The organism is Aureimonas sp. AU20 (assembly GCF_001442755.1).
Lineage (GTDB): Bacteria > Pseudomonadota > Alphaproteobacteria > Rhizobiales > Rhizobiaceae > Aureimonas.
The window spans coordinates 2,860,004-2,881,855 of the sequence record NZ_CP006367.1 but is presented as its reverse complement, the minus strand read 5'-3'; the positions used below and the strand labels follow the sequence as shown (position 1 = coordinate 2,881,855).

The window sequence follows — 21,852 nt, the reverse complement described above, 5'->3', positions numbered from 1 at the left end:
GGCAATCTGCCCGCGGCAAGAAGCGGGCCTTTGGAGGCTTCGCGTTCGCATGGGTCATTATCTCGGGCTCGACCTCGGCACTTCGTCCCTGAAGGCGCTGGTGATCGACGAGAACCAGAAGCCGCTGGCCAGCGCCACGGCCGCCTTGACGGTGGAGCGGCCCCATTTCGGATGGTCCGAGCAGGACCCGGCGTCCTGGATCGCGGCCTGCGAATCCGTGATCGCCGAGCTCAACGCGCGTGATCCGCAGCTGCTCGCCGGCGTGACCGGCATCGGCCTGTCCGGACACATGCACGGGGCGACGCTGATCGGCGCCGACGACGCGGTGCTACGTCCCTGCATCCTGTGGAACGACACGCGCTCGCACGAGGAAGCCGACGAGCTCGACGACGAAGAGTCGCGGGCGATCACCGGCAACATCGTCTTCCCCGGCTTCACCGCGCCCAAGCTTCTCTGGGTGGCGCGCAACGAGCCGGCGATCTTCGCCAAGGTCCGCCGCGTTCTCCTGCCGAAGGATTATCTGCGCCTGTGGCTGACCGGCGAGGCCGTGTCGGACATGTCGGATTCGGCCGGCACTGCCTGGCTCGACACCGGCGCTCGCGACTGGTCCAGCGAGATGTTGGAGCGCACCGAACTCACCGTCGAGCAGATGCCGCGCCTCGTGGAAGGCACCGAGGTCAGCGGCACGCTGCGCGCCGAACTGGCCGCGCGCTGGGGCCTTGGCTCCGGCGTCGTCGTGGCGGGCGGCGGCGGCGACAACGCGGCCTCGGCCTGCGGCGTCGGCGTCACGCGGCCGGGCACGGGCTTCCTGTCGCTCGGCACGTCCGGCGTCCTGTTCACGGCGAGCGCGGGCTACGATCCGGTGCCCGACACCGCGCTCCACACGTTCTGCCACGCCATTCCCGGCCTATGGCACCAGATGGGCGTGACGCTCTCGGCCGCCGGCTCCATCGAATGGCTGTCGCATGTCATGAAGGAAAAACCGGGCGAGCTGACGGCGGCGGTCGGGTCTGAGCTGAAAGCGCCGGGCCGGCTCCTGTTCCTGCCCTACCTTTCGGGCGAGCGGACGCCGCACAATGATTCGGCCGTGCGCGGCGCCTTTATCGGCCTCGAAGCGGACACGACGCGTGAGGACATGACGCGGGCCGTCATGGAGGGCGTCGCCTTCTCGATCCGCGATTGTCTCGACGCCGCGCCCGATGCCTCCTGGGTTCGCCAGCTCATCGCTGTTGGCGCGGGCTCGCGCTCTGAACTCTGGCTGAAGATGATGGCGAGCGTTCTGGAAACGCCGATCGCGCTGCCGGCGGCGGGCGATTTCGGCGCGGCCTTCGGCGCTGCGCGTCTCGGCCTTTGCGCCGCCACCGGGGCGGACCCGGCCAGCGTCATGGTCGACCCCCCGATCTCGGCGCGCTTCGAGCCCGAGACGGCGCTGGTGGAAAGCTTCGCCGCCGCGCACCAACGCTATCAGGCGCTTTATCCCGCGCTGAAGGATGCCGCGCGGCGTCACTGATACGAACGCGTTTGTCTGACGGGCGAGGGAGACTTTCCCGGCAGACAAGCTGAACGGACAACACGAAAAAGCCCGGCTGCGATGCGGCCGGGCTTTTTCGTCTCAGACCGGAACGGGCGACGCTTGCGCGCCGCCCGGAGAACCGATGCTTACTTGGAAGCGCTGAGGTAGTCGTACTTGCCGCTCTTCCACTCGTAGATGACGTAGCCTGGCAGGGTCACGTCGCCCTTGGCGTCGAACTTCAGGTCGCCGATGACGGTCGGCAGCGAGTCGCTGTTGAGCGCGGCGGTGACCTTGTCGAAGTCGGTCGAGCCAGCCTTCTTGGCGGCTTCTGCCCAGGCCTGGATCGCGGCGTAGGTGTAGAGCACGTAGCCTTCGGCCGTCTTGCCCTGCTTCTCCAGCTCGGCGACGATCGGCGCGGCCTGCGGGTTGCGGCGCGGATCGGGCGAGAAGGTCATCAGCGTGCCTTCGCCGGCGTCGCCGGTGATCGCCCAGTATTCGTCGGTCACGATCGCGTCGCCCGACATGACCTTGGCCTTGAGGCCCTGTTCCTTCGCCTGACGGGCGATAAGGCCGGCTTCGGTCTGGTAGCCGCCGATATAGATCAGCTTGACGTCGGCCTGCTTCATCTTGGTGATGAGCGAGGAGAAGTCCTTCTCGCCGACCGTGTAGGATTCGGAAATCGTCGGCTTCTTGCCGGCCGCTTCCATGAACTTGGTGGTCTGGTCGGCGAGGCCCTTGCCATAGGCCGACTTGTCGTCGAGCACGGCCACGGCGCCGTCCTTGAAGTTCTCGGCGATGTACTTGCCGGCGACTTCGCCCTGCTGATCGTCACGGCCGCAGACGCGATAGATGCCGTCGCCCGCACGCTTGTCGGTGAAGTCCGGGTTGGTCGAGGCCGGCGAGATCTGGACGATGCCTTCTTCGGCATAGACCTGGCTCGCGGGGATCGAGGAGCCCGAGCAGAAATGGCCGGCCACGAACGGCACCTTCTGCGAGGCGAACTGGTTCGCCACGGCGACCGCCTGCTTCGGGTCGCAGGCATCGTCGCCGACCGAGAGCTTGATCTGCTCGCCGTTGACGCCGCCCGCCTTGTTGATGTCGGCCACCGCCTGCTCGGCGCCGATGCGGAGCTGCTCGCCGAAGGCCGCGTTCTGGCCGCTCATCGGGCCGGCGACGCCGATCGTGATGTCGGCGAAGGCGGCACCCGAAAGGAGGACGTTGAAGGCCACACCGGCCAGGAACGCTTTTTTCATGTCGAACTTCCCCATTGGATCTCAGGCCGCCCCGTCCGCTCTTCATGAGCGGATTCAAGCTGTTGCGGTCGAGGGATTAAAGACCAGCTTTCCCGCGTCGAAAATAGGCAAAACCTGTTTTCGACGCGTTTTTGCGCGAAAAGTGAAGTCGAGGCTCAGCGCCGCTCGGTGGCCGAGAGAAAGCGGTACTGCCGCGCCATCTGGGCCGAGCGCATCGTCACCCGCCCGGCCGCCGCGAAGGCGAGGAGGATGACGAAATCCACCAGCCCGTAATGAAGCGCCGTGCCGAACGTGGCCGGCGGCAGGAAGAACGAGCCGTGGAACAGGCTGAAGTGCAGGAAGCGGATCGCCAGCGTCAGAAGCGCGACACCGAAGACCAGAAAGCTCCAGCCGCCCCAGCTGCGCGCCGACGAACGGCCCACGGCAAAGGCGAGGCCGCCGCCGATCACCAGCGTCACGATTACGAACTCGACGAGCGAGACTTCCCATAGGAGGGCGTTTTCGGGATTCATCAGTGGTGCCCTCCTTCCAGATAGGCGCTGCGCACCTCCTCGCGGGCGAGGAGTTCGCGACCCGTTCCCTTCATGGTGATTCGCCCGTTCACCATGACATAGCCGCGATGGGCGAGGCGAAGCGCGTGGAAGGCGTTCTGCTCCACCAGGAAGACCGTGAGCCCTTCCGTGCGGTTGAGTTCGCGAATCACCTCGAAGATCTGCTTCACCACGATGGGCGCCAGACCCAGCGAGGGCTCATCCAGAAGCAGCAGGCGAGGGCGGCCCATCAGGGCGCGGGCGATCGCCAGCATCTGCTGCTCGCCGCCCGACAAGGTTCCCGCCCGCTGCGAGGCGCGCTCCCTGAGGCGCGGGAACATGTCGAACACCCGGCGCAGGTCTTCATCGAAATGCGCGGGGCCGACCAGCGTCGTGCCCATCTGGAGATTTTCCAGAACGGTCATGCGGCCGAAGATGCGCCGTCCTTCGGGAGACTGCGCGATGCGCCGCGACATGATCGAGTGGGTCGGAAGCTGCGCGATGTCTTCGCCGGCATAGAGGATCTGCCCGGCGCGGGCGCGCGGATTGCCGCAGATCGTCATCATGAGGGTCGACTTGCCGGCGCCGTTGGCGCCGATCAGCGTGACGATCTCGCCCTCGTTCACGTCGAGATCGACGCCCTTCAGCGCCTGGATCTTGCCGTAGAACGTTTCGACGCCGCGAATGCTGAGAAGCGGCTGGGTGGCGGGCGTTACGATGGCGGGGCTCTGGGTCGCGTCGGCGATGCTCATGCCTCGGGCCCTCCGCTCAGGTGGACGCTCTGCACCGCGCCCTCGACATCGCCCTTGTCCAGCTTCTCTTCCACCGCTTCCACTTCCTCGTCGTCGACGCCGAGATAGGCGGCGATGACCTTGGGATCGTTGCGCACCTCGGAGGCCGTGCCGTCCGAGATCTTCTTGCCGTAGTCGAGAACCACGATGTGGTCCGAGATCTCCATGACGACGCCCATGTCGTGCTCGATCAGGAGGATCGAGGTGTCGAACTCGGAGCGGATCGAGCGCAGGAGCTCGTTCAGCTCGGCCGATTCGCGCGGGTTGAGGCCCGCCGCCGGTTCGTCCAGGCACAGGACCGAGGGACCGGTGCACATGGCGCGGGCGATTTCCAGTCGGCGCTGGTCGCCATAGGAAAGGTCGGCAGCCGGGTCGTCGGCCCGATGCAGCAGCGCGGTGCGCTTCAGCCAGTCCACCGCCAGATCCTGCGCCGCCTCGCGCGCCCGCCGGTAGCCCGGCAGACCGAACAGGCCGGCGATCGTGAAGCCGGAGGCGCGCATCAGCGCGTTGTGCTGGGCGACGAGCAGGTTCTCGTACACGGTCATGCCGCCGAACAGGCGGATGTTCTGGAAGGTGCGGGCGACGCCCGCCGTGCGCGTGATGCGAAAGTCGCTCATGCGCTCCAGCAGGAAGACCTCGCCCTGCGGCGTCTTGCGGCTCTGCGCGCCCGAACGGGTGAGCTCGGCCACGGCCTCGTCGGTGATGCCGCGCCCGCGGCGCAGCGAGATGCGCCCCTCGGTCGGCTTGTAGAAGCCGGTGACGCAGTTGAAGACCGTGGTCTTGCCGGCGCCGTTCGGGCCAATCAGCGCGGTGATGTCGCCGCGCCCGACCGAGAAGGACAGGTCGTTGATGGCGACCAGGCCGCCGAAGCGCATGGTGAGATGCTCGACGGTCAGCACGGGATCGTCGAGCCAGCGGCGCGGCTCGGCACCGAGGGGGGCGGGGATGGGCTGTGCGTTCGTCATCGTCAGTGTCCCTCGCCCTGCGCCACCATGTCGGCGCCGATGGCCTTGCGTTCCTTGTAGACCGCCGAGGGCTGGCGGGACGACACGAGGCCGCGCGGCTTCCACACCATGATCGCCACCATGGCGACGCCGAACAGCACCATGCGGTAGCGGCCGGGGTCGAAGTCGTTACCCAGAATGTCCTGGATGAAGGTGAGGTTTCGCATCAGCTCGATGCCGCCGATCATCACCAGCGAGGCGAAGACCACGCCGAGCTGCGAGCCGAGGCCGCCCAGAACCACGATCGCGAGGATGATCGCCGATTCCAGGAAGGTGAAGCTTTCAGGCGAGATGAAGCCCTGGCGCGTGGCGAAGAAGGAGCCGGCGAAGCCGCCGAACATGGCGCCCGTGGCGAAGGCCGTGAGCTTGACGTTCGTGGTGTTGATGCCGAGCGCGCGGCAGGCGATCTCGTCCTCGCGAAGCGCCTCCCAGGCGCGGCCGACCGGCATCTTGCGGAGGCGCAGCGTCACGAAGTTCGTCAGAAGGGCCAGGGCCAGGATGATGTAATAAAGGAAGATGAAGCGGTGCAGGCTGTCGTAGGGAATGCCGAAGAAGGCCGAGAACGAGCCTTCGCCGCGCCCGAAATCGAGGCCGAAGAAGGTCGGGCGGGGAATGCCGAGCAGGCCGTTCGGGCCACCGGTGAAGGCGCCCCAGTTCAAAAGCACGACGCGGATGATCTCGCCGAAGGCCAGCGTGACGATGGCGAGATAATCGCCGCGCAGGCGCAGCACGGGGAAGCCAAGAATGATGCCCCAGAGAGCGGCGAAGAGGCCGGCCATGGGAAGACAGACCCAGAAGCCCAGTTCGAAATTGATGGCCAGCAGCGCGAAGGAATAGGCGCCGACGGCATAGAAGGCGACATAGCCGAGGTCGAGAAGGCCTGCGAGCCCGACCACGATGTTGAGGCCCCAGCCGAGCATGACATAGGTCAGGATCAGGATCGAAAGATCGATCAGGTAGCGCGAGCTGGAGGGGAAGACGAGCTGAATCAGGAAGGGCAGGACGAGCGCCACAAGAAGAAAGAGCGCGCTCAGCACCCTGCCGATCGTCAGGCCGCCCTTGGCCTTGACGCTCTTCACCGTCTTCGCGGATTTGCCCGAGGCGCCGGCGGCGCGGCGCTGGAACAAAGCGAGACTCAGAACGAGCCGCACGCCGAAGGCGATGGCGACGAAGGTCAGCCAAAGGTCCCAGCGCGTGTAGAGGAGAAGGCCGCCGGGCGCGATGTCGCTGCGCACCGCCACGAAGAACAAGGTCAGCAAGCCGACGATGGCGGCGGTGATGGCGGCTTCGCGAAAGGCCTGCGGGAAGGAGAGACGGAATTCCGGCTCGGGCGTGAAGGGCGCTTCGCCCCGCACGGCGTCGCGCTGGTTCTCGAACTCGCGCTCGGCGCCGACCGGCGACGAGGAGGGGGTGTTGGGCGTGGTGGCCATGATCTCAGACCTTCTCCACTTCCGGGCGGCCGAGAAGGCCGGAGGGGAGGAAGATCAGCGTGATCGCCAGGATCGAGAAGGCGGCGACGTCCTTGTATTCCACCGAGAAGTAGCCCGACCAGAAGGTTTCGATGAGACCGATGGCGAGGCCCCCGAGCATGGCGCCCGGCAGCGAGCCGATGCCGCCCAGAACCGCGGCGGTGAAGGCTTTCACGCCGGCGAGGAAGCCGATGTAGAAGTCGATCACGCCGTAATAGAGAAGGTACATCGTACCGGCGACGGCGGCGAGCGAGGCGCCCATGACGAAGGTCAGCGAGATCGTGCGGTCGACATTGACGCCCAGCAGCGAGGCCATCTTGGCGTCCTGCTCGCAGGCGCGCTGCTGGCGGCCGAGCGGCGTGCGTGTGATCAGGATCGTGAAGCCCGCCATGAGAACGAGCGTCGTCAGCACGATGACGATCTGCATGTAGGAGACCTGCACGCCGTCCGTCAGCACGATCGAGCCCTGAACCTGCGGCGGCAGCGGCTTGACGCGCGCGCCCTGGGCAAGCTGCACGAAGTTCTGCAGGAAGATCGACATGCCGATGGCGGTGATGAGCGGCGCGAGGCGGAAGGAGCCGCGCAGCGGCCGATAGGCGATGCGCTCGATCGACCAGCCCCAGAGCGCGGTGAAGATCATGGCGACGACCACCATGATGAGCAGCACCAGCGGAAGGAAGGTAAGCCCGACGGCGGTCAGGATCAGGAACACGGTCAGCGCGATGAACGACCCGATCATGAAGACCTCGCCATGGGCGAAGTTGATCATGCCGATAATGCCGTAGACCATCGTATAACCAATGGCGATCAGCCCATAGATGGAGCCGAGCGTCACTCCGTTGATGAGCTGTTGAAGAAAATAATCCATGAAACGCCTTTGTTTCGCGCCAAACTCGTTCGAACTTCGGGCGCTGCGCGGAATGAAAGGCGCGCCCTTCGAAGAGGCATGGCGAATTTCTTAGCAATCAGTGAATGCTTCGCCAATGGGTCGTGGCCCCGGCATCGTGGAAAACGCATCGGTGCGACACGGAAGTGTCACGATCGGCGTGCAAAAGCCGCGCCAACCCCATGCGGGTACGGGCGTCTTCCCTTCAACTTGGAATTCTTCTAATGATGGGATCAACGACCGCGTTCGCCGTTCGATACGGCGCGCCTCGATGGAGTGCGCCATGCGCCTGACCCGCCAGACGAATTATGCCATTCGCATTCTCATGTACTGCGCCGCCAACACCGATCGGCTGAGCCGGGTGGGCGAGATCGCGTCGGCCTACAATGTTTCCGAGCTGTTCCTGTTCAAGATCCTTCAGCCCCTCGTGGAGGCCAAGTTCGTGCAGACGGTGCGCGGTCGCAACGGCGGCATTCGGCTTGCCCGGCCGGCGCGGGAGATCACGTTGCGCGCTGTCGTGGAAGTGACGGAGGAAAGCTTCGCCATGGCGGAATGCTTCGAGACCGGCGCGGTGGATTGCCCGCTGATCGACAGCTGCGCCTTGAACGCGGCGCTGCGTGAAGCCTTGAACGCCTTCCTCAATACGCTCGGCGGTTACACGATCGAAGGCTTGGTGAATTCCAGCGGCGCCATCCATCATCGCCTGGGCCTCGGCGTGCCCGCACCAGCGCCGGCTCTGGCGGCCGCGCTGAACTAGCAGGCTGCCGGTTGGGATCGAAGGGGAGCCCATCGAGCTACCCCAGCATCTCCTCCAGAAGCCCGACGTGCTGCGGCAGGCAGACCCGCGACAAATCGTAGCGCTCCACCGCCGTGCGCCGTGCCGCTGCGCGCAACGGGCGAAAACGCTCCGGGTCCTGCAGCGCCTGCGTGACGCGCTGGGCGATGGCATCGACATCGAAGAAATCCACCAGAAGCCCGTTCTCGCCGTCGCGGATCACCTCCTCGACCGGCGGCGTGCGCGAGGCGACCAGCAGGCAACCCGTCGCCATCGCCTCGATCATCGACCAGGACAGGACGAACGGGTAGGTGAGATAGACATGCGCGGCCGAGACCTGCAGCAGGTTCAGATAGGTCGCGTAGGGCAGCTTCCCGGTGAAGTGGACGCGCGAGAGATCGACTTGCGTCTCGCGCAGGGCTCGCTCGCGATAGGTCTCGCCGCCGGGCAGGCGCGAGCCATAGCTGACATCGTCGCCTCCGACGATCATCACCTCCGCTGCCGGGTTGCGATCTAGGATCGGCTGCACCGCCCGCATGAAGATGTGGAAGCCGCGATAGGGCTCCAGGTTACGCGCGACATAGGTGACGACAGGCGTCGCGGCATCGAAGCTGCGCCCGTTCGGCAGCGTGACGCTCGCCTCCTGCCCGGGGCGAACCGCGTCCGTATCGACACCGTCATGGATCACCGCGACCTTCGACCGGAAGGGGGCGGGCAGGCGTTCCTGCTGCCAGCGCGTCGGCGACAGGCCGCGATCGGTCGCCTCCAGGCAGGAGAGAATGGCCTGGTTGCGAATGCGCAGCCGGAACTTGAGATCCGGGTCGGATGGAAATTCCGGGTCGAAGCCGACATCCGCCCCGAGCGTGCTGTAATAGAATTCGAAATAGCTGAGCAGCGGCACGTCGGGGAAGACGTCCTTGACGAAGAGCGTTTCCCCCCAGCCCGTATGTCCGACGATGAGGTCCGGCCGGATGCCCTCCCGCCTGAGCTTCAAGAGTTCGCGCACCACCGCCTGCCCATGCAGGATGCCGCGCTCCGGCCCCGAGAGATAGGGATGGATGCGCGCGTCGGGCTCGCGATGCAGATCGTATTCGACCAGCCGCACCCGCGCCAAGCGGTTCGGCGTCTTGCGGCTGAGGAACAGGACCCGGTTCTCGCGCGACAGATGCCGGGCGAGATGCAGGAACTGGCCGGGAAAGTTCTGGTGCAGGAACAGGATCGTCCGGTTGCGGATCATGCGACGACCGCTTTGCAGCGGCGAAGACTGGCTGTCACGCGGCGGCCCCTGCAGCTTGGATAGGCGGTGTTCCCAGCATGATCTTGTCCCGAACCGTCGCGGAAGGTGAAACGCCAAGTAGCGCTTCGGGATTGAATGCCCGTTAACGATCCTGCGCTAGCCTTTCCCTTCATCACGAGGCTGGCACGTCATGATCATCCAGATCCAGTATCTGCGCGGGATCGCCGCCTTGATGGTCGTGGTGTTCCACGCGTTCGACCTGCTCGGGCGCGAGACGGGAATGGACAATCCGTTTCGCGTGGGGGCGCTCGGCGTCGACATCTTCTTCGTCATCAGCGGCTTCATCATCTTCGTCGCCGCCGAGAAGTCCGAGCCCCGTCCTGCCGAGTTCATGATACGGCGCATCTTGAGGATCGTGCCGCTCTACTGGGCGCTGACGCTCCTCATCGCCGGTGTCTCGCTGCTGCGGCCCGACCTTTTGTCGTCCACCGTCTTCGATCCCAAGCACCTCCTCGCTTCGCTCTTCTTCGTGCCGATGGCCCATCCCAAGCTTGGCGAACTCTTCCCGGTTCTGATTCCGGGATGGACGCTGAACTACGAGATGGCCTTCTATCTCGTCATGGCGGCGGCGCTGTTCGCGCCTCGCGGTGCCCGCGCCTGGATCATCCTTGCCGTGCTGCTTCTCCTGGTTGGGCTGGGGCAGGCCGGGATTGCGATCCCCGCCTTTTATGCCCAACCGATCCTTCTCGAATTCGGGCTCGGCCTTCTGATCGGTATGGCCTACCGCCGCAACTTGCGGATCGACGCCGGGGCCGGAATGATCGTGACGCTGGTCGGCTTCGTCGCTCTCGTCTGGCTCGAACCGGTCGAGCTCTCGCGCTTTCTGAAAGCCGGCCTGCCGGCGGCGCTGATCGTCGGCGGTGCGGCGCTGGGCCGGCGCGCCCCCGGCCGGGCCGGCCATCCGCTGATGCTGCTTCTGGGCGACGCGTCCTACTCGCTGTACCTGACGCAGGCGATCGTCCTGCCGGCCATGGCCAAGGTCTGGAGTTCCACCGGCTTGCTGCTGGGGCTTGTGGGCGGCTTGCCCTTCGTCGCCTTCCTTACCGTCGTCGCTGCGCTGGCCGGCATCGTCTGCTACCGACTGCTCGAAAAGCCTCTGCTCGGCTTCACCACGCGTCTGTCGGCCCGCTCCTCGCCGGCCGCGCCGGGCGGCTTCCAGGGAAAGCAGCCAAAGGGAGCGAGCCTGTCGTGATCGCGAAACAGGACACGCGCTTCGACGCGCTGGACGGCTGGCGCGGCGTCTGTGCCGTGATGGTGATCTTTCTCCATGCGCCGATCGCGGGGCCGATCGGGCAGTTGGGATTCGTGCGCCACAGCTTCCTGTTCGTGGACTTTTTCTTCGTCCTGTCCGGCTTCGTCATTGCCCATGCCTGGGGCGAGCGTCTGATCGTCCAGAAACGTTGGGCCTCCTTCATCCAATCCCGCTTCTGGCGTGTCTACCCCCTGCATCTGGCGATGCTGCTAGTGTTCCTGCTGTTCGAGGTCCTTCGCGTCCGGGGGATACCCAGCGAAGGCGGCAGCACGCCGATCGCCCTTCTGCACAATGCGCTTCTGACCCATTCGCTCGGCTTCGTGCCGAGTCTCGGCTGGAACTATCCGAGCTGGAGCATCTCCGCCGAATTCGTCTCCTACCTCGTCTTCGCCGCGTTGGCGGTCTGGCTGCCCCGGCAGTTGCTGTTTCTCCTGCCGGTGATCGCGTTCGGCGGGCTGGCGTTCCTTCTGGCAAGGCTTGGTCATATCGAAGCGCATGTGGACTTCGGCTGGCTTCGTTGCCTCGCCGGTTTCGCGCTCGGCGCGTTTCTTCGCCTGCGTCTGTGGGACACGTTGCGCATAGAAGTCCGCACGGATCGCGCCGCGCGCTGGACCGTCGCGGAACTGGCCACGGTCGCGTATGTCGCCGCCTTCGTCAGCCTCTACGGCACGTCGGGCGTTTCCGTTGCCGCGCCGCTGGTCTTCGCCGCCGCGATCTTCGTCTTCGCCCATGAGGGCGGGGCGATCAGTCGGGCATTGAAGACGCGGCCGTTCGCGCTTCTCGGGCTCCTGTCCTATTCCATCTACATGACCCATGCCTTCGTCATCGCGCGGCTGACCAATGTCGGAACGCTGCTGGAGAAGCGCTTGGGGCTTTCGCTCTTTGTCGACGTGTCGCCGGACACCAAGGTCATGGCCAATAACTGGGCCGGCGAGATCGCCGTCTTGCTCGTCATTCTCGTGGGCACGCTGATCCTCTCGGCGATAACGTGGCGGCTGATCGAGAAACCCGGTCAGGCCCTCGGCCGGAACCTCGCCGCGCATCGGCCGGACGCAAGGCTCGCCAAGCCGGGAACTGACGCGGTGCAGGGTTAGGCGCGACGACCCTACCCGCCGGCGCTACCAGCCCAGATCGGCCTTCAGGCGCGCAACCAGACGATCGGCCATTTCGCGGTTCGCCGCCAAGCCGGGATGCCAGTCGCAGCCGAATGAAGACGGGGGCGGGGGAAAGGCGAGAAAGCGCACCGCCTCGTCCCCCGCTCCGCGCCGGCTCGCCACCGCACCCTCGATCGCCCGGCTCGCTTCAGTGAAAGGCTCGGGCCCGAGCATGGGCCCCAGCAGAGCGTAGATCGGCGCTTCGGGGTAGCGTTGGCGCAGGGTTTGCAGAAGCTCGACATAGGCTTTCTCAAACCCCTCCGGCTTGTCCTCTCCGCTGAAATCGTTGGTGCCGAGATGCACGAGAACGAGATCGAACGGACCGGGGGCAGGCGCGGTCGGCCGCGCTTCGCCGGGCAGGGCGCGGTCCATCAGCGCAAGCATCGTCCCGGTGCGGGCGCCGCTGTAATTGCGAACGAGGCCGCGGCCCGAGGCGGCCAGCGTCGTGGTCTCCGCTTCCAAGCGCGCCGCGGCCAGGGCGGCATAGGTCTGCGTCTGGTCCTGCGTGCCCGGCGAAAACGGGCAGTCCGGTCCAGCGCCCTCGATCCCGTATCCCGCCGAGATCGAATCGCCGATCACGAGAACGCGCCGTTCCGGCGCCTGGGCCGGAAGGAAATGCCCGTCCGTTTCGGCGCCGAGAAAGCCGACTTGGCCGACATCGCCTTCGGTGCGCTTGAATAGCCGCACGTCGTGTCGACCGGCAGCACCATCGAACAGCGTGTAGCTTCGAGCGCCGGGCGCGAGGTCGATCCGCCGCCGCTCCCCGTCGATCTGGGCAACGAGACTGTTCTCGCCATCGGTCTGGAGGCGGAGTTCCAACCGGCGACCTTGGAATCTGAGGGCGAAGCCGCTGCCCGGCCAGCTGAACAAGCGCTCCCTCTCATTCACGCGCCCGATCCAGCGTCCGGGCCGCTCCACCATCTCGGCTTCAGCAACCGAGACACAGGCCAGGAGCATCGCGCTTGACCCAAGCGCGCGAGCGAGAGAGAGGATGGCCGCACGGGCGGGCTGAGGCATGGATGCTCCTGTTGGCGACCGGGTGGGAGTCCAGGGCGGTTTCCGCCCGGCGTGACAAGCAACGGAAGACAAGGTGAATCCAGGCAAGCCCGTGTTGCTTGGCTGTCACCATGACGAGGTGAGAGAAGACCCGAGCAACTGCCCGGCTTCCCCGCGATAACCTTACCGCGCCAAAACGCATTGCCGTAGGAAAGTTGCGGGGATAAACTCCCTTAGTAATCAATTTTTTACCTCAAATTGGCGGCAAGAGCATGAACGCGCGTATGGGAGTTTCGATATTGGCCATTGCGGTCGCCGCGTTTGCCGGCGGCTGGCATTTCGGCCTGTTCGAAGCACCGCGCACGGAGCTCGCTTCGACCGAGAAGCCGGCGCCGGCGAGTGTCGCGCCATCCTCGACGGTCGCTCCCTCGGCAACTGCGCCAGCCGAACAGGCGGCCGAAGCGACGACGGCCCCCGCGCCGAGTTTCGACATCGTGCGCGTGGAGCCCGATGGCGCGGCCGTGGTTGCGGGGCGCGCGGCGCCGAATGCCACCGTGCGCCTCCAAAACGGAACCGAGCAACTGGCCGAGGTGAAGACTGACGCCAGCGGCGCCTTCGCCCTCGATCTCACGCTTCCCGTCGGCCAGCATCGCTTGGCGTTGAACGACACCGGCCGCGCCTCCGACGCCGCGTCGGGCGAGACCGCCATCGTCAACGTGCCCGAGAAGGGGCGCGAGAGCGAGCTGCTGGTCATGCTGCAGCGGCCGGGCGAGGCTTCGGAAATTCTGGTGAAGCCCGCCTCCGAGCCCGCCGCCACCAAGGATCGGACGCCGGCCGCCCCGTCGGGTGCGGGCATGCAGGTCTCCTCCGCGCAGCCGGCGCCGGATGCGACGCCACCGGTCTCCGCTGGCGCTCCGGCGAGGACGCTGTCGGTCGAGGCCGTCGAGGCCGAGAACGGCAAGCTCTTCGTGGCCGGGGCCGCGAGCGAGCGCTCGAAGGTGCGCATCTATCTCGACGACGCGCTGGTTTCCGAAACCGAGGGCGGCGCGGGCGATCGGTTCATCGCGAGTGCCCTGGCGGGCGTCGCGGTCGGCGATCATGTCGTGCGCGCCGACGAGGTGGACGGTGCGGGCCGCGTCGTGGCGCGCGTCGAAGTTCCCTTCAATCGCCCGGACACAGCCCCGCTCGCTGCAATCGCGCCGGCTCCCTCCGAGGCGACTGTCGCTGCTGCATCAGGCGAGGCGAGCGCCGATGTCGCGGCCACATCCGGCGCCACCCTCCAGCCGGCTCTGAAGCGCGTCGAAGCACGCGTCATCATCCGCAAGGGCGACACGCTTTGGCGTATTTCGCGCAACGCCTATGGGCAGGGCAGCCGGTTCACCGTGATTTATCTCGCCAATGGCGATCAGATCCGCAATCCACACCGGATCTATCCCGGCCAGGTCTTCCGCGTTCCCGACAAGAACGGCTGAGCCCTCTGGCTTAGTGGGCGTGCCGGTGCGTTCATCAAACCGAGCGCGAAGGGGACTGGCCTCCCGCCGGGCGCGGGACTAGAACCGATCCAAAGCGGGCGGCGCAGGAGCCGCCGGTGCGGCGAGGCCTTTGCCGCCTTCATATTGGATCGTCCCCTTGTCCGACACGAAGCCCCAAGCCGTTTCCGGCGACAGCGGCGCCATGTGGCGCACACTGAAAAACCTGTGGCCCTATATGTGGCCGCAGGAGAGACCCGATCTCAAAGCCCGCGTTCTCTGGGCGACCTTCTATCTCGTGCTGGCCAAGATCCTGACAGTCGGCATTCCCTATTTCTTCAAATGGGCGACTGACGCGCTGAACGGCGTGAACTCAGCCTCCGGCTGGCTGCCGCTGGTGCTGACCGGCGCGGTGACGCTGGTCGTGGCCTACAATATTGCCCGCGTCGTCTCCGTCGCGCTGAACCAGCTGCGCGATTCGCTCTTCGCCCGCGTCGGGCAATACGCCGTCCGCATTCTGGCGTACCAAACCTTCGTTCACATGCATCAGCTCTCGCTGCGCTTCCATCTGGAGCGGCGCACGGGCGGCCTTAGCCGCATCATCGAGCGCGGCACCAAGGGCATCGAGACGATCGTGCGCTTCACGATCCTCAATACGCTGCCGACGCTTCTGGAATTCGCGCTGACGGCGGCGATCTTCGGCTTCACCTACGGCCTGTCCTATCTCGTCGTCATCACCGCAACCGTGGTTCTCTACGGCTGGTTCACCATCAAGGCGAGCGACTGGCGCATCACCATCCGCCGCGAGATGAACGACAGCGACACCGACGCCAACACCAAGGCGATCGACTCGCTCCTTAATTTCGAGACGGTCAAGTATTTCGGCAACGAGACCATGGAAGCCGAGCGCTACGATCGATCCATGGCGCGCTACGAGAAGGCCGCGACGGAAACCTGGACCTCGCTCGGCTGGCTGAACTTCGGCCAGGGCGTCATCTTCTCCGCCGGCATGGGCATCGCCATGGTCATGTCGGCCATGGAGGTGCGCGCGGGCACACAGACGCTGGGCGACTTCGTCTTCATCAACGCGCTGCTCATGCAGCTTTCCGTGCCGCTCAACTTTATCGGCTTCGTATATCGCGAAATCCGCCAGGGCCTGACCGACATGGAGGAGATGTTCAACCTCCTCCATATCCGGCAGGAGGTGCAGGACCGTTCGGGCGCGAGGGATCTCGTGGTCGGGCAGGGCGCCATCCGCTTCGAGGACGTGCGCTTCGGCTACGATCCCGAGCGGCAGATCCTGCGCGGCGTTTCCTTCGAGGTGCCTGCCGGCAAGTCGGTGGCGATCGTCGGCCCCTCGGGCGCCGGCAAATCCACCATCTCGCGGCTTCTCTTTCGCTTCTACGATCTGGATTCCGGCCGCATCACGATCGACGGGCAGGACATTTCCGAGGTCCGGCAGGAAAGCGTGCGCAAGGCCATCGGCATCGTGCCGCAGGACACCGTGCTGTTCAACGACACGATCCGCTACAACATCCGCTACGGCCGGCCCTCGGCGAGCGACGAGGATGTGACGCGCGCCGCCGATCTGGCGCAGATCTCACGCTTCATCGAGCTTCTGCCGGACGGGTTCGACACGATGGTGGGCGAGCGCGGCCTGAAGCTTTCCGGCGGCGAGAAGCAGCGCGTGGCGATCGCGCGAACCATCCTGAAGAGCCCGCCGATCCTCGTGTTGGACGAGGCCACCTCGGCACTCGACACCCACACCGAACAGGAGATCCAGAGCGCGCTCCAGCTCGTCTCGCGCTCGCGCACGACGCTGACCATCGCGCACCGGCTCTCCACCATCGTGGACGCCGATGAGATCATCGTGCTTCGGGCCGGTGTCATCGTGGAGCGCGGCTCGCATCGCGACCTGCTCGCCGCGAGCGGGCTTTATGCCGAGATGTGGCGCATGCAGCGCGAGGAAAGCGAAGCCGAAGAAACGCTTCGCCGCGCCCGTGAGGCGGACGCCTTGGGTGTGCTGGAGCGCAAGCGGCCCGCCGAGACGGTCTGACCGCAAGGCGGTCCCAGGCCGCCAAACCCGACGGGACGGCGTTGAGCGCCGGCCCGTTTCTCCCTATGTGTCGGTTCCCGGCGGCAACGGCCTCGTTGCCGCGCCGCGCAGCGAAGGACCAATTCCCCGATGGACATGATCGCCTCGATCCGAAACGCCTTGGTGCCTATCCACCGGGCGGGCTACCCGTTCATCGCCGGCTTCTTCGTCGCTTCGGTTCTGCTCGGGCTCCTATGGGAGCCGCTGTTCTGGATCGGCCTCGTGCTCACCCTCTGGTGCGCCTATTTCTTCCGCGACCCCGAGCGCGTGACGCCGGTGGCCGATCATCTTGTCGTGAGCCCGGCGGACGGGCGCGTGTCGCTGGTCGGCCATGTCGTGCCGCCGGCCGAGCTCGGCCTCGGCGAAGAGCCGCTGCTGCGCATCTCGATCTTCATGAATGTCTTCAACTGCCACGTGAACCGCGTTCCGGTTCGCGGTCGCATCGCGCGCATCGCTTACAAGGAGGGCAAGTTCGCCAATGCCGAGCTCGACAAGGCGAGCGAGGTGAACGAGCGGTCCTCCATGGTGGTCGAGAGCCCGCGCGGCGAGGTGGGCGTGGTCCAGATCGCGGGCGCCATCGCGCGGCGCATCGTGGTCTTCTCTCATACCGGCGACCATCTGGAAGCGGGCGAGCGCTTCGGCCTCATTCGCTTCGGCTCGCGCCTCGACGTCTACCTGCCGGACGGCACGGTGGCGCGCGTCGCGGAAGGCCAGACGGCGATCGCCGGAGAAACGGTGATCGCCGAATTCGCCGTCAACACGGCTCATGTCTCCTGGCGCAAGGATTGATCCGATGAGCGGAGCGATCCCCCCGGGCGACGAGATCACGCAGCGCGCGCCCGCTTCGCGCGTCACCTTCCGGCAGGTCCTGCCGAACATCATCACGATCCTGTCGATCTGCGCCGGCGTGACGGGCATTCGCTTCGCCTTCGAAGGCCGGTTCGAGCTGGCGGTGGGGCTGGTTCTCGGCGCGGCCTTCCTGGATGGGATCGACGGGCGCATCGCCCGCCTCGTCAACGGCCAGAGCCGCTTCGGCGCGGAAATGGATTCTCTCGCCGACATCGTCAACTTCGGCGTCGCCCCGGCGCTCCTGCTCTATGCCCATTCGCTGCACGCGGTCGGCTCGATCGGCTGGATCGCAGCGCTCCTCTACATCGCGGGTTGCGCCTTGCGTCTCGCGCGGTTCAACACGATGCTGGACGAGCCGAACCGGCCGGCCTGGAAGAGCGCCTACTTCACCGGCGTACCTTCGCCGGCGGGAGCGGGACTCGCGCTGTTTCCGGTTTATCTGACGTTTGCCGGCAACTTCAACATGCCGGAAGTCTCGGGCGCCTTCGCCTCGATCTATCTCGTCTGCGTCGGTCTCCTGATGGCGAGCCGCATCCCGACCTTCTCGGGCAAGACGATCGGCCTGCCGGTGCGGCGCGATCATTTCGTCTGGATCGTGTTGGTCGTGGTTCTTTATATCGGCCTGCTACTCAGCTTCTTCTGGGAAACGTTGACGGTGTCAGCCATCGCCTATTACGCCGCCATTCCCTTCTCCATCCGTGCCTATCGCCGGCAGGAGCAGGCGCACGCCGGCGCCAACCCCTGAGGTCGCATCCATGGCCAAGCAGTTTCCCGCGATCGACGAGCGTCTAGCCGAGTTCATCGACCGGCAGCGCATCTTCTTCACCGCCTCCGCGGCGGAGGGAACGCGCGTCAACATCTCGCCGCGCCCGACCGACCATCTGCATCGCCTCGGGCCGAACGAGGTGGCCTATCTCGACCTGACCGGCTCGGGCAGCGAAACGTCCGCGCACTTAAAAGCCGACGGGCGGCTGACGATCATGTTCTGCGCCTTCGACGGCCCGCCGCTGATCCTGCGCCTTTATGGGAGCGGAGACGTGGCCTTTCGCGGGTCGGAGCGCTACCGCGCCTTTCTCGACGCCCATTATGGTGGCGACGAGCCGCTTGGCGCCCGGCAGGTCGTCTTCCTTGCGGTGGATCTCGTGCAGACCTCCTGCGGTTTCGGCGTGCCCCTGTTCGAGCCAGCCGGCGAGCGGCCGACGCTGGATCGCTGGGCCGCCGCCAAGGGCGAGGATGGCTTGCGCGCCTATCGCCGGGAGAAGAACCTCATCAGCATGGACGGCTTGCCGACCGGCTTCGAGGAAGCCTGATCGATCAGGTTGGGGCCTCCCGGCTGCCGTAGGCCGCCGGGAGGAGCCTACTCATTCCGGATCGCGATAGCGCAGGAAGCGGTTCTTGCGCACGTCGAACAGCTGGCCCGTCTCAGCGAGGCTGGGGAAGGCGAGCGGCAGGATCTTGGCTGCGACATCGGCCGGGCTCGGCAGCGTCGCCGGGTCTTCGCCTGGCATGGCCAGGGCGCGCATCGCCGTGCGGGTGCCGCCGGGGTTGACGGAATTGACCCTCAGCGGCGTGTTGACGGTCTCGTTGGCCCAGGAGCGAACGAGCGCTTCCTCCGCCGCCTTGCTCGCGGCATAGAGCCCCCAGAACGCCTTGCAGGAATGGGCCGCGCCCGAGGAGAGGACGATGCCGCGCCCGGCGTCCGACAGGCGCAGGAGCGGGTCCACCGAGCGGATGACGCGCCAGGTCGCGTTGACGTTGATCGTCATCGTCTTGTCGAAGGTCTTGGCTTCGATATGGCCGATCGGCGCCAGGATGCCGAGCACGCCTGCATTGGCGACCAGAACGTCCAACTTGCCCCAGCGCTCGTTGATCGCGCCGCCGAGCCGGTCGATACCGGCCATGTCGGTGAGGTCGAGCGGCACCAGCGTCGCCGAGCCGCCGGCCGCCTTGATCTCGTCGTCCAACTCTTCCAATCCGCCTACGGTGCGGGCGACGGCCACGACATGCGCGCCTTCCGCCGCCAGAAGCTTGGAGAGGTGATAGCCGATGCCGCGCGACGCGCCGGTGACCAGCGCGACGCGCCCTTCGAGTTGTCCTGCCATGAGCCGCTGAGCCCCCCGGTTCGGGGCGGCCCGGTGGCCGCCTTCAAGCGGCCTGTCTAGCTCATGGCAGGGCGGGTTTGAACCCGCTCAGCCGTTGCCGCCCAGCATGGAGAGCTGGCGCACATTGTCCGCGCCGTCGAAGTCGGTCAGCGCGGTCGGATAGTCACCCGTGAAGCAGGCGTCGCAGAACTGCGGCGCGTGCGGGTTGCGCTCCGGCTCGAAGGAGGCGCGATAAAGGCCGTCGATACTGACGAAGCCGAGGCTGTCGACCTGGATATAGTCCCGCATTTCCTCGATCGTCATGCGCGAGGCGAGGAGCTTGGACTTTTCCGGCGTGTCGACGCCGTAGAAGCAGGATGCGCGCGTCGGCGGCGAGGCGATGCGCATGTGCACTTCCTTGGCGCCGGCCTCGCGCACCATCTGCACGATCTTCTGCGAGGTGGTGCCGCGAACGATCGAATCGTCCACCAGGATGACACGCTTGCCTTCGATCATCGATCGGTTGGCATTGTGCTTGAGCTTCACGCCCATGTGGCGGATCGAGTCGGTCGGCTGGATGAAGGTGCGGCCGACATAGTGGTTGCGGATGATGCCGAGCTCGAAGGGGAGCTTGGCCTCCTGGGCATAGCCGATCGCGGCGGGCACGCCCGAATCGGGAACGGGCACAACGATGTCGCCCATCTCCTTGCTCTCGCGGGCAAGCTCCGCGCCGATCCGCTTGCGGATCTCGTAGACATTGCGCCCTTCGACATTGGAGTCGGGCCGGGCGAAATAGACATATTCGAAGATGCAGAAGCGCGAGCGGCGCGACTGGAACGGGAAGGTGGATTCCAGACCGGTGTCGGTGATCGTCACCATCTCGCCCGGCTCGATGTCGCGGATGAAATCGGCGCCGATAATGTCGAGCGCGCAGGTTTCGGAGGCGAGAATCAGCGAGCCTTCGAGCTCGCCGAGTACGAGCGGGCGGATGCCGAGCGGATCGCGCACGCCGATCATGCGGCCGGGCGCCATGCCGACCAGCGAATAGGCGCCCTCAAGCCGAGATAAGGCGTCGATCAGCTTCTCGTTGAAATGCCGCGCCGCGCTGGTGGCCACCAGATGCAGGATCGTCTCGGTGTCGGAGGTGGAGGAGAAGATCGACCCACGCCGCTGCAGCTCGCGCTGCACGGTCATGGCGTTGGTTAGATTGCCGTTATGGGCGACGGCGAAGCCGCCGGCCGAAAGCTCGGCGAAGAAGGGCTGCACGTTGCGCAGGCCGCCGCCGCCTGTCGTGGCGTAGCGCGTGTGGCCGATCGCGGCCTCGCCCGGCAGGCGTTCGAGCACCGACTGCTTGGTGAACGTGTCGCCGATCAGGCCGGCATGGCGCTCGACATGGAACTGCTTCCCGTCGAACGAGACGATGCCCGCCGCTTCCTGGCCACGATGCTGGAGGGAATGAAGCCCGAGCGTCACCACCGCCGCCGCATCCGCACGGCCGAAAATGCCGAAAACGCCGCACTCTTCGTGCAGGCTGTCATCGTCGAAAGGTGTCTCGTCCATGCGCTCGAACTTTCCCTGCACGCCGTTTCCGACTGGCCGCCACCCATTTGTCATATAGGGGGTCGGCTCCTGAAACACGAATGAAAAACCTAAAAGGCCCGGGACCTTGGCGCCCCGAGCCGCTCTTCGTTCGGAAGGAAGGGCGCTCGCCGCTTCCTCGCTGTTCGTCCCGCGTGGCGGCGATCAGGCGCGCCGGATCGTCGGGACGCCCTGTCAGTTGGCCGGTGCTTCCGCCGGCTGTTCCTCTTCCTGCTGAATCGCATCCTCGATCGAGGCGGGCTGGTCGGACGCCGCCGGGCTGCCCGGGGTGGCCGTACCGGCGGGCTGCTGCGCTGCGCCCTCGAAGCGCTGGCGGATCGTGGCTTCCGGATTGTCGGGCAGGGCGGCGACGAGCTTGGTGCCGAGTTCGTCCAGCATCGGCTTCGAGCGGGCCTGCATGACCCAGGCCGGCTGGTTGCCGCCTTCGGGCGGGGTCAGCCAGTTGAAGAACACCATGGCGACCACCACGAGCAGCAGCCCGCGCGCGGCGCCGAACACGAAGCCGAGCGTGCGGTCCAGCGCGCCGATCCGACTGTCGATGATGAAGTCCGCGATCTTCAGCGTGATGAAGGAGACGATCAGCAGCGTCACGAAGAAGATGCCGGCGGCCGAGGCAGCCATCGCCAGCTTCTCGTTGTGGATATATTGCGAGGCGAAGGGCGTCAGCTGCTTGTAGAAGAAGAAGGCTGCCGCCGCCGCGGCCACCCAGCTGAGGACGGACAGGATCTCGCGGGAGAAGCCGCGCACCATGGCGAGCAGCGCCGAAACGAGCATGATGGCGACGAGGATCGCATCGAGAAGCGTCAGGGTCATCGGTTCCGTGCCTTCGGCGGGCTGTT

19 protein-coding genes and 1 pseudogene are annotated in these 21,852 nt (G+C 66.0%); 9 read left to right on the top strand and 11 right to left on the bottom strand.

Annotated elements, in window-relative coordinates:
- The first annotated feature begins 49 nt into the window (after positions 1 to 49).
- Positions 50 to 1,510, top strand: a complete 1,461-nt coding sequence (gene xylB, locus M673_RS12875) for a xylulokinase (RefSeq protein ID WP_061976425.1) — start codon at positions 50 to 52, stop codon at positions 1,508 to 1,510.
- A 149-nt stretch (positions 1,511 to 1,659) separates the two neighbouring features.
- Here the strand turns inward: xylB and M673_RS12870 are convergent, their stop codons facing one another.
- The 6 genes from M673_RS12870 to M673_RS12845 form a co-directional block, all read right to left on the bottom strand.
- On the bottom strand, positions 1,660 to 2,766 hold the full coding sequence (locus tag M673_RS12870; protein WP_061977833.1) for a branched-chain amino acid ABC transporter substrate-binding protein: 1,107 nt from the start codon (positions 2,764 to 2,766) through the stop codon (positions 1,660 to 1,662).
- A gap of 155 nt (positions 2,767 to 2,921) precedes the next feature.
- A complete protein-coding gene (locus tag M673_RS12865; RefSeq protein ID WP_061976424.1) occupies positions 2,922 to 3,278 on the bottom strand; it encodes a DUF6867 family protein in 357 nt (118 codons plus the stop codon).
- Positions 3,278 to 4,048 carry an ABC transporter ATP-binding protein gene (locus tag M673_RS12860; protein WP_061976423.1) on the bottom strand — a complete coding sequence of 257 codons (771 nt, stop codon included), beginning with the start codon at positions 4,046 to 4,048 and terminating at the stop codon, positions 3,278 to 3,280. The genes M673_RS12865 and M673_RS12860 overlap by 1 nt, the downstream gene beginning before the upstream one ends.
- Positions 4,045 to 5,052 (bottom strand): ABC transporter ATP-binding protein, encoded by a 1,008-nt coding sequence (locus M673_RS12855; RefSeq protein ID WP_061976422.1) that lies wholly within the window; start codon positions 5,050 to 5,052, stop codon positions 4,045 to 4,047. The genes M673_RS12860 and M673_RS12855 overlap by 4 nt, the downstream gene beginning before the upstream one ends.
- A 2-nt stretch (positions 5,053 to 5,054) precedes the next feature.
- The gene (gene livM / locus M673_RS12850; RefSeq protein ID WP_061976421.1) at positions 5,055 to 6,521 is read right to left on the bottom strand and encodes a high-affinity branched-chain amino acid ABC transporter permease LivM; all 1,467 of its coding nucleotides are present in this window, start codon (positions 6,519 to 6,521) and stop codon (positions 5,055 to 5,057) included.
- A 4-nt stretch (positions 6,522 to 6,525) separates the two neighbouring features.
- On the bottom strand, positions 6,526 to 7,428 hold the full coding sequence (locus M673_RS12845) for an ABC transporter permease subunit (RefSeq protein WP_061976420.1): 903 nt from the start codon (positions 7,426 to 7,428) through the stop codon (positions 6,526 to 6,528).
- A 301-nt stretch (positions 7,429 to 7,729) separates the two neighbouring features.
- On the opposite strand from M673_RS12845, the gene rirA reads away from it, so the two are divergent.
- Entirely contained in the window at positions 7,730 to 8,203 is a 474-nt protein-coding gene (gene rirA, locus M673_RS12840) for an iron-responsive transcriptional regulator RirA (RefSeq protein WP_061976419.1), read from the top strand.
- A 37-nt stretch (positions 8,204 to 8,240) separates the two neighbouring features.
- Here the strand turns inward: rirA and M673_RS12835 are convergent, their stop codons facing one another.
- A complete protein-coding gene (locus M673_RS12835; RefSeq protein WP_061976418.1) occupies positions 8,241 to 9,458 on the bottom strand; it encodes a glycosyltransferase family 4 protein in 1,218 nt (405 codons plus the stop codon).
- A 190-nt stretch (positions 9,459 to 9,648) separates the two neighbouring features.
- On the opposite strand from M673_RS12835, the gene M673_RS12830 reads away from it, so the two are divergent.
- Both M673_RS12830 and M673_RS12825 read left to right on the top strand, forming a co-directional pair.
- A complete protein-coding gene (locus tag M673_RS12830) occupies positions 9,649 to 10,710 on the top strand; it encodes an acyltransferase family protein (RefSeq protein WP_061976417.1) in 1,062 nt (353 codons plus the stop codon).
- Positions 10,707 to 11,864, top strand: coding sequence for an acyltransferase family protein (locus M673_RS12825; protein ID WP_061976416.1), 1,158 nt, complete (start codon positions 10,707 to 10,709; stop codon positions 11,862 to 11,864). Before M673_RS12830 ends, M673_RS12825 begins: the two co-directional genes overlap by 4 nt.
- Before the next feature lie 24 nt (positions 11,865 to 11,888).
- Here M673_RS12825 and M673_RS12820 read toward each other — a convergent pair whose 3' ends face one another.
- Positions 11,889 to 12,845 carry an SGNH/GDSL hydrolase family protein gene (locus M673_RS12820; RefSeq protein WP_244493179.1) on the bottom strand — a complete coding sequence of 319 codons (957 nt, stop codon included), beginning with the start codon at positions 12,843 to 12,845 and terminating at the stop codon, positions 11,889 to 11,891.
- 374 nt (positions 12,846 to 13,219) lie between these two features.
- Here M673_RS12820 and M673_RS12815 point away from each other — a divergent pair, with 374 nt between their 5' ends.
- From M673_RS12815 to M673_RS12795, 5 genes and pseudogenes are all read left to right on the top strand, one after another.
- On the top strand, positions 13,220 to 14,392 hold the full coding sequence (locus M673_RS12815) for a LysM peptidoglycan-binding domain-containing protein (protein ID WP_061976414.1): 1,173 nt from the start codon (positions 13,220 to 13,222) through the stop codon (positions 14,390 to 14,392).
- Positions 14,393 to 14,594: 202 nt separating this feature from the next.
- On the top strand, positions 14,595 to 16,445 hold the full coding sequence (locus M673_RS12810; protein WP_061977832.1) for an ABCB family ABC transporter ATP-binding protein/permease: 1,851 nt from the start codon (positions 14,595 to 14,597) through the stop codon (positions 16,443 to 16,445).
- Between the two features lie 120 nt (positions 16,446 to 16,565).
- Positions 16,566 to 17,273 (top strand): annotated as a pseudogene (locus M673_RS12805) (phosphatidylserine decarboxylase); the annotation flags it as partial.
- 4 nt (positions 17,274 to 17,277) lie between these two features.
- Entirely contained in the window at positions 17,278 to 18,078 is an 801-nt protein-coding gene (gene pssA / locus M673_RS12800) for a CDP-diacylglycerol--serine O-phosphatidyltransferase (protein ID WP_061976412.1), read from the top strand.
- A 10-nt stretch (positions 18,079 to 18,088) separates the two neighbouring features.
- Complete coding sequence (locus tag M673_RS12795; protein WP_061976411.1) at positions 18,089 to 18,643, top strand: pyridoxamine 5'-phosphate oxidase family protein; 555 nt, start codon at positions 18,089 to 18,091, stop codon at positions 18,641 to 18,643.
- Between the two features lie 51 nt (positions 18,644 to 18,694).
- Here M673_RS12795 and M673_RS12790 read toward each other — a convergent pair whose 3' ends face one another.
- The 3 genes from M673_RS12790 to M673_RS12780 form a co-directional block, all read right to left on the bottom strand.
- The gene (locus M673_RS12790) at positions 18,695 to 19,435 is read right to left on the bottom strand and encodes an SDR family NAD(P)-dependent oxidoreductase (RefSeq protein WP_061976410.1); all 741 of its coding nucleotides are present in this window, start codon (positions 19,433 to 19,435) and stop codon (positions 18,695 to 18,697) included.
- A gap of 87 nt (positions 19,436 to 19,522) precedes the next feature.
- Positions 19,523 to 20,974, bottom strand: coding sequence for an amidophosphoribosyltransferase (purF, locus tag M673_RS12785; protein WP_061976409.1), 1,452 nt, complete (start codon positions 20,972 to 20,974; stop codon positions 19,523 to 19,525).
- A 213-nt stretch (positions 20,975 to 21,187) separates the two neighbouring features.
- A complete protein-coding gene (locus M673_RS12780) occupies positions 21,188 to 21,826 on the bottom strand; it encodes a CvpA family protein (protein WP_061976408.1) in 639 nt (212 codons plus the stop codon).
- Positions 21,827 to 21,852 lie beyond the last annotated feature (26 nt).

What these genes read in the sequence shown, in the direction of transcription:
- xylB (WP_061976425.1), top strand. Translation starts at nt 50, where the DNA reads ATGGGTCATTATCTCGGGCTCGACCTCGGCACTTCGTCCCTGAAGGCG.
- M673_RS12870 (WP_061977833.1), bottom strand. Translation starts at nt 2,766, where the DNA reads ATGAAAAAAGCGTTCCTGGCCGGTGTGGCCTTCAACGTCCTCCTTTCG.
- M673_RS12865 (WP_061976424.1), bottom strand. Translation starts at nt 3,278, where the DNA reads ATGAATCCCGAAAACGCCCTCCTATGGGAAGTCTCGCTCGTCGAGTTC.
- M673_RS12860 (WP_061976423.1), bottom strand. Translation starts at nt 4,048, where the DNA reads ATGAGCATCGCCGACGCGACCCAGAGCCCCGCCATCGTAACGCCCGCC.
- M673_RS12855 (WP_061976422.1), bottom strand. Translation starts at nt 5,052, where the DNA reads ATGACGAACGCACAGCCCATCCCCGCCCCCCTCGGTGCCGAGCCGCGC.
- livM (WP_061976421.1), bottom strand. Translation starts at nt 6,521, where the DNA reads ATGGCCACCACGCCCAACACCCCCTCCTCGTCGCCGGTCGGCGCCGAG.
- M673_RS12845 (WP_061976420.1), bottom strand. Translation starts at nt 7,428, where the DNA reads ATGGATTATTTTCTTCAACAGCTCATCAACGGAGTGACGCTCGGCTCC.
- rirA (WP_061976419.1), top strand. Translation starts at nt 7,730, where the DNA reads ATGCGCCTGACCCGCCAGACGAATTATGCCATTCGCATTCTCATGTAC.
- M673_RS12835 (WP_061976418.1), bottom strand. Translation starts at nt 9,458, where the DNA reads ATGATCCGCAACCGGACGATCCTGTTCCTGCACCAGAACTTTCCCGGC.
- M673_RS12830 (WP_061976417.1), top strand. Translation starts at nt 9,649, where the DNA reads ATGATCATCCAGATCCAGTATCTGCGCGGGATCGCCGCCTTGATGGTC.
- M673_RS12820 (WP_244493179.1), bottom strand. Translation starts at nt 12,845, where the DNA reads ATGGTGGAGCGGCCCGGACGCTGGATCGGGCGCGTGAATGAGAGGGAG.
- M673_RS12810 (WP_061977832.1), top strand. Translation starts at nt 14,595, where the DNA reads ATGTGGCGCACACTGAAAAACCTGTGGCCCTATATGTGGCCGCAGGAG.
- pssA (WP_061976412.1), top strand. Translation starts at nt 17,278, where the DNA reads ATGAGCGGAGCGATCCCCCCGGGCGACGAGATCACGCAGCGCGCGCCC.
- M673_RS12795 (WP_061976411.1), top strand. Translation starts at nt 18,089, where the DNA reads ATGGCCAAGCAGTTTCCCGCGATCGACGAGCGTCTAGCCGAGTTCATC.
- M673_RS12790 (WP_061976410.1), bottom strand. Translation starts at nt 19,435, where the DNA reads ATGGCAGGACAACTCGAAGGGCGCGTCGCGCTGGTCACCGGCGCGTCG.
- purF (WP_061976409.1), bottom strand. Translation starts at nt 20,974, where the DNA reads ATGGACGAGACACCTTTCGACGATGACAGCCTGCACGAAGAGTGCGGC.
- M673_RS12780 (WP_061976408.1), bottom strand. Translation starts at nt 21,826, where the DNA reads ATGACCCTGACGCTTCTCGATGCGATCCTCGTCGCCATCATGCTCGTT.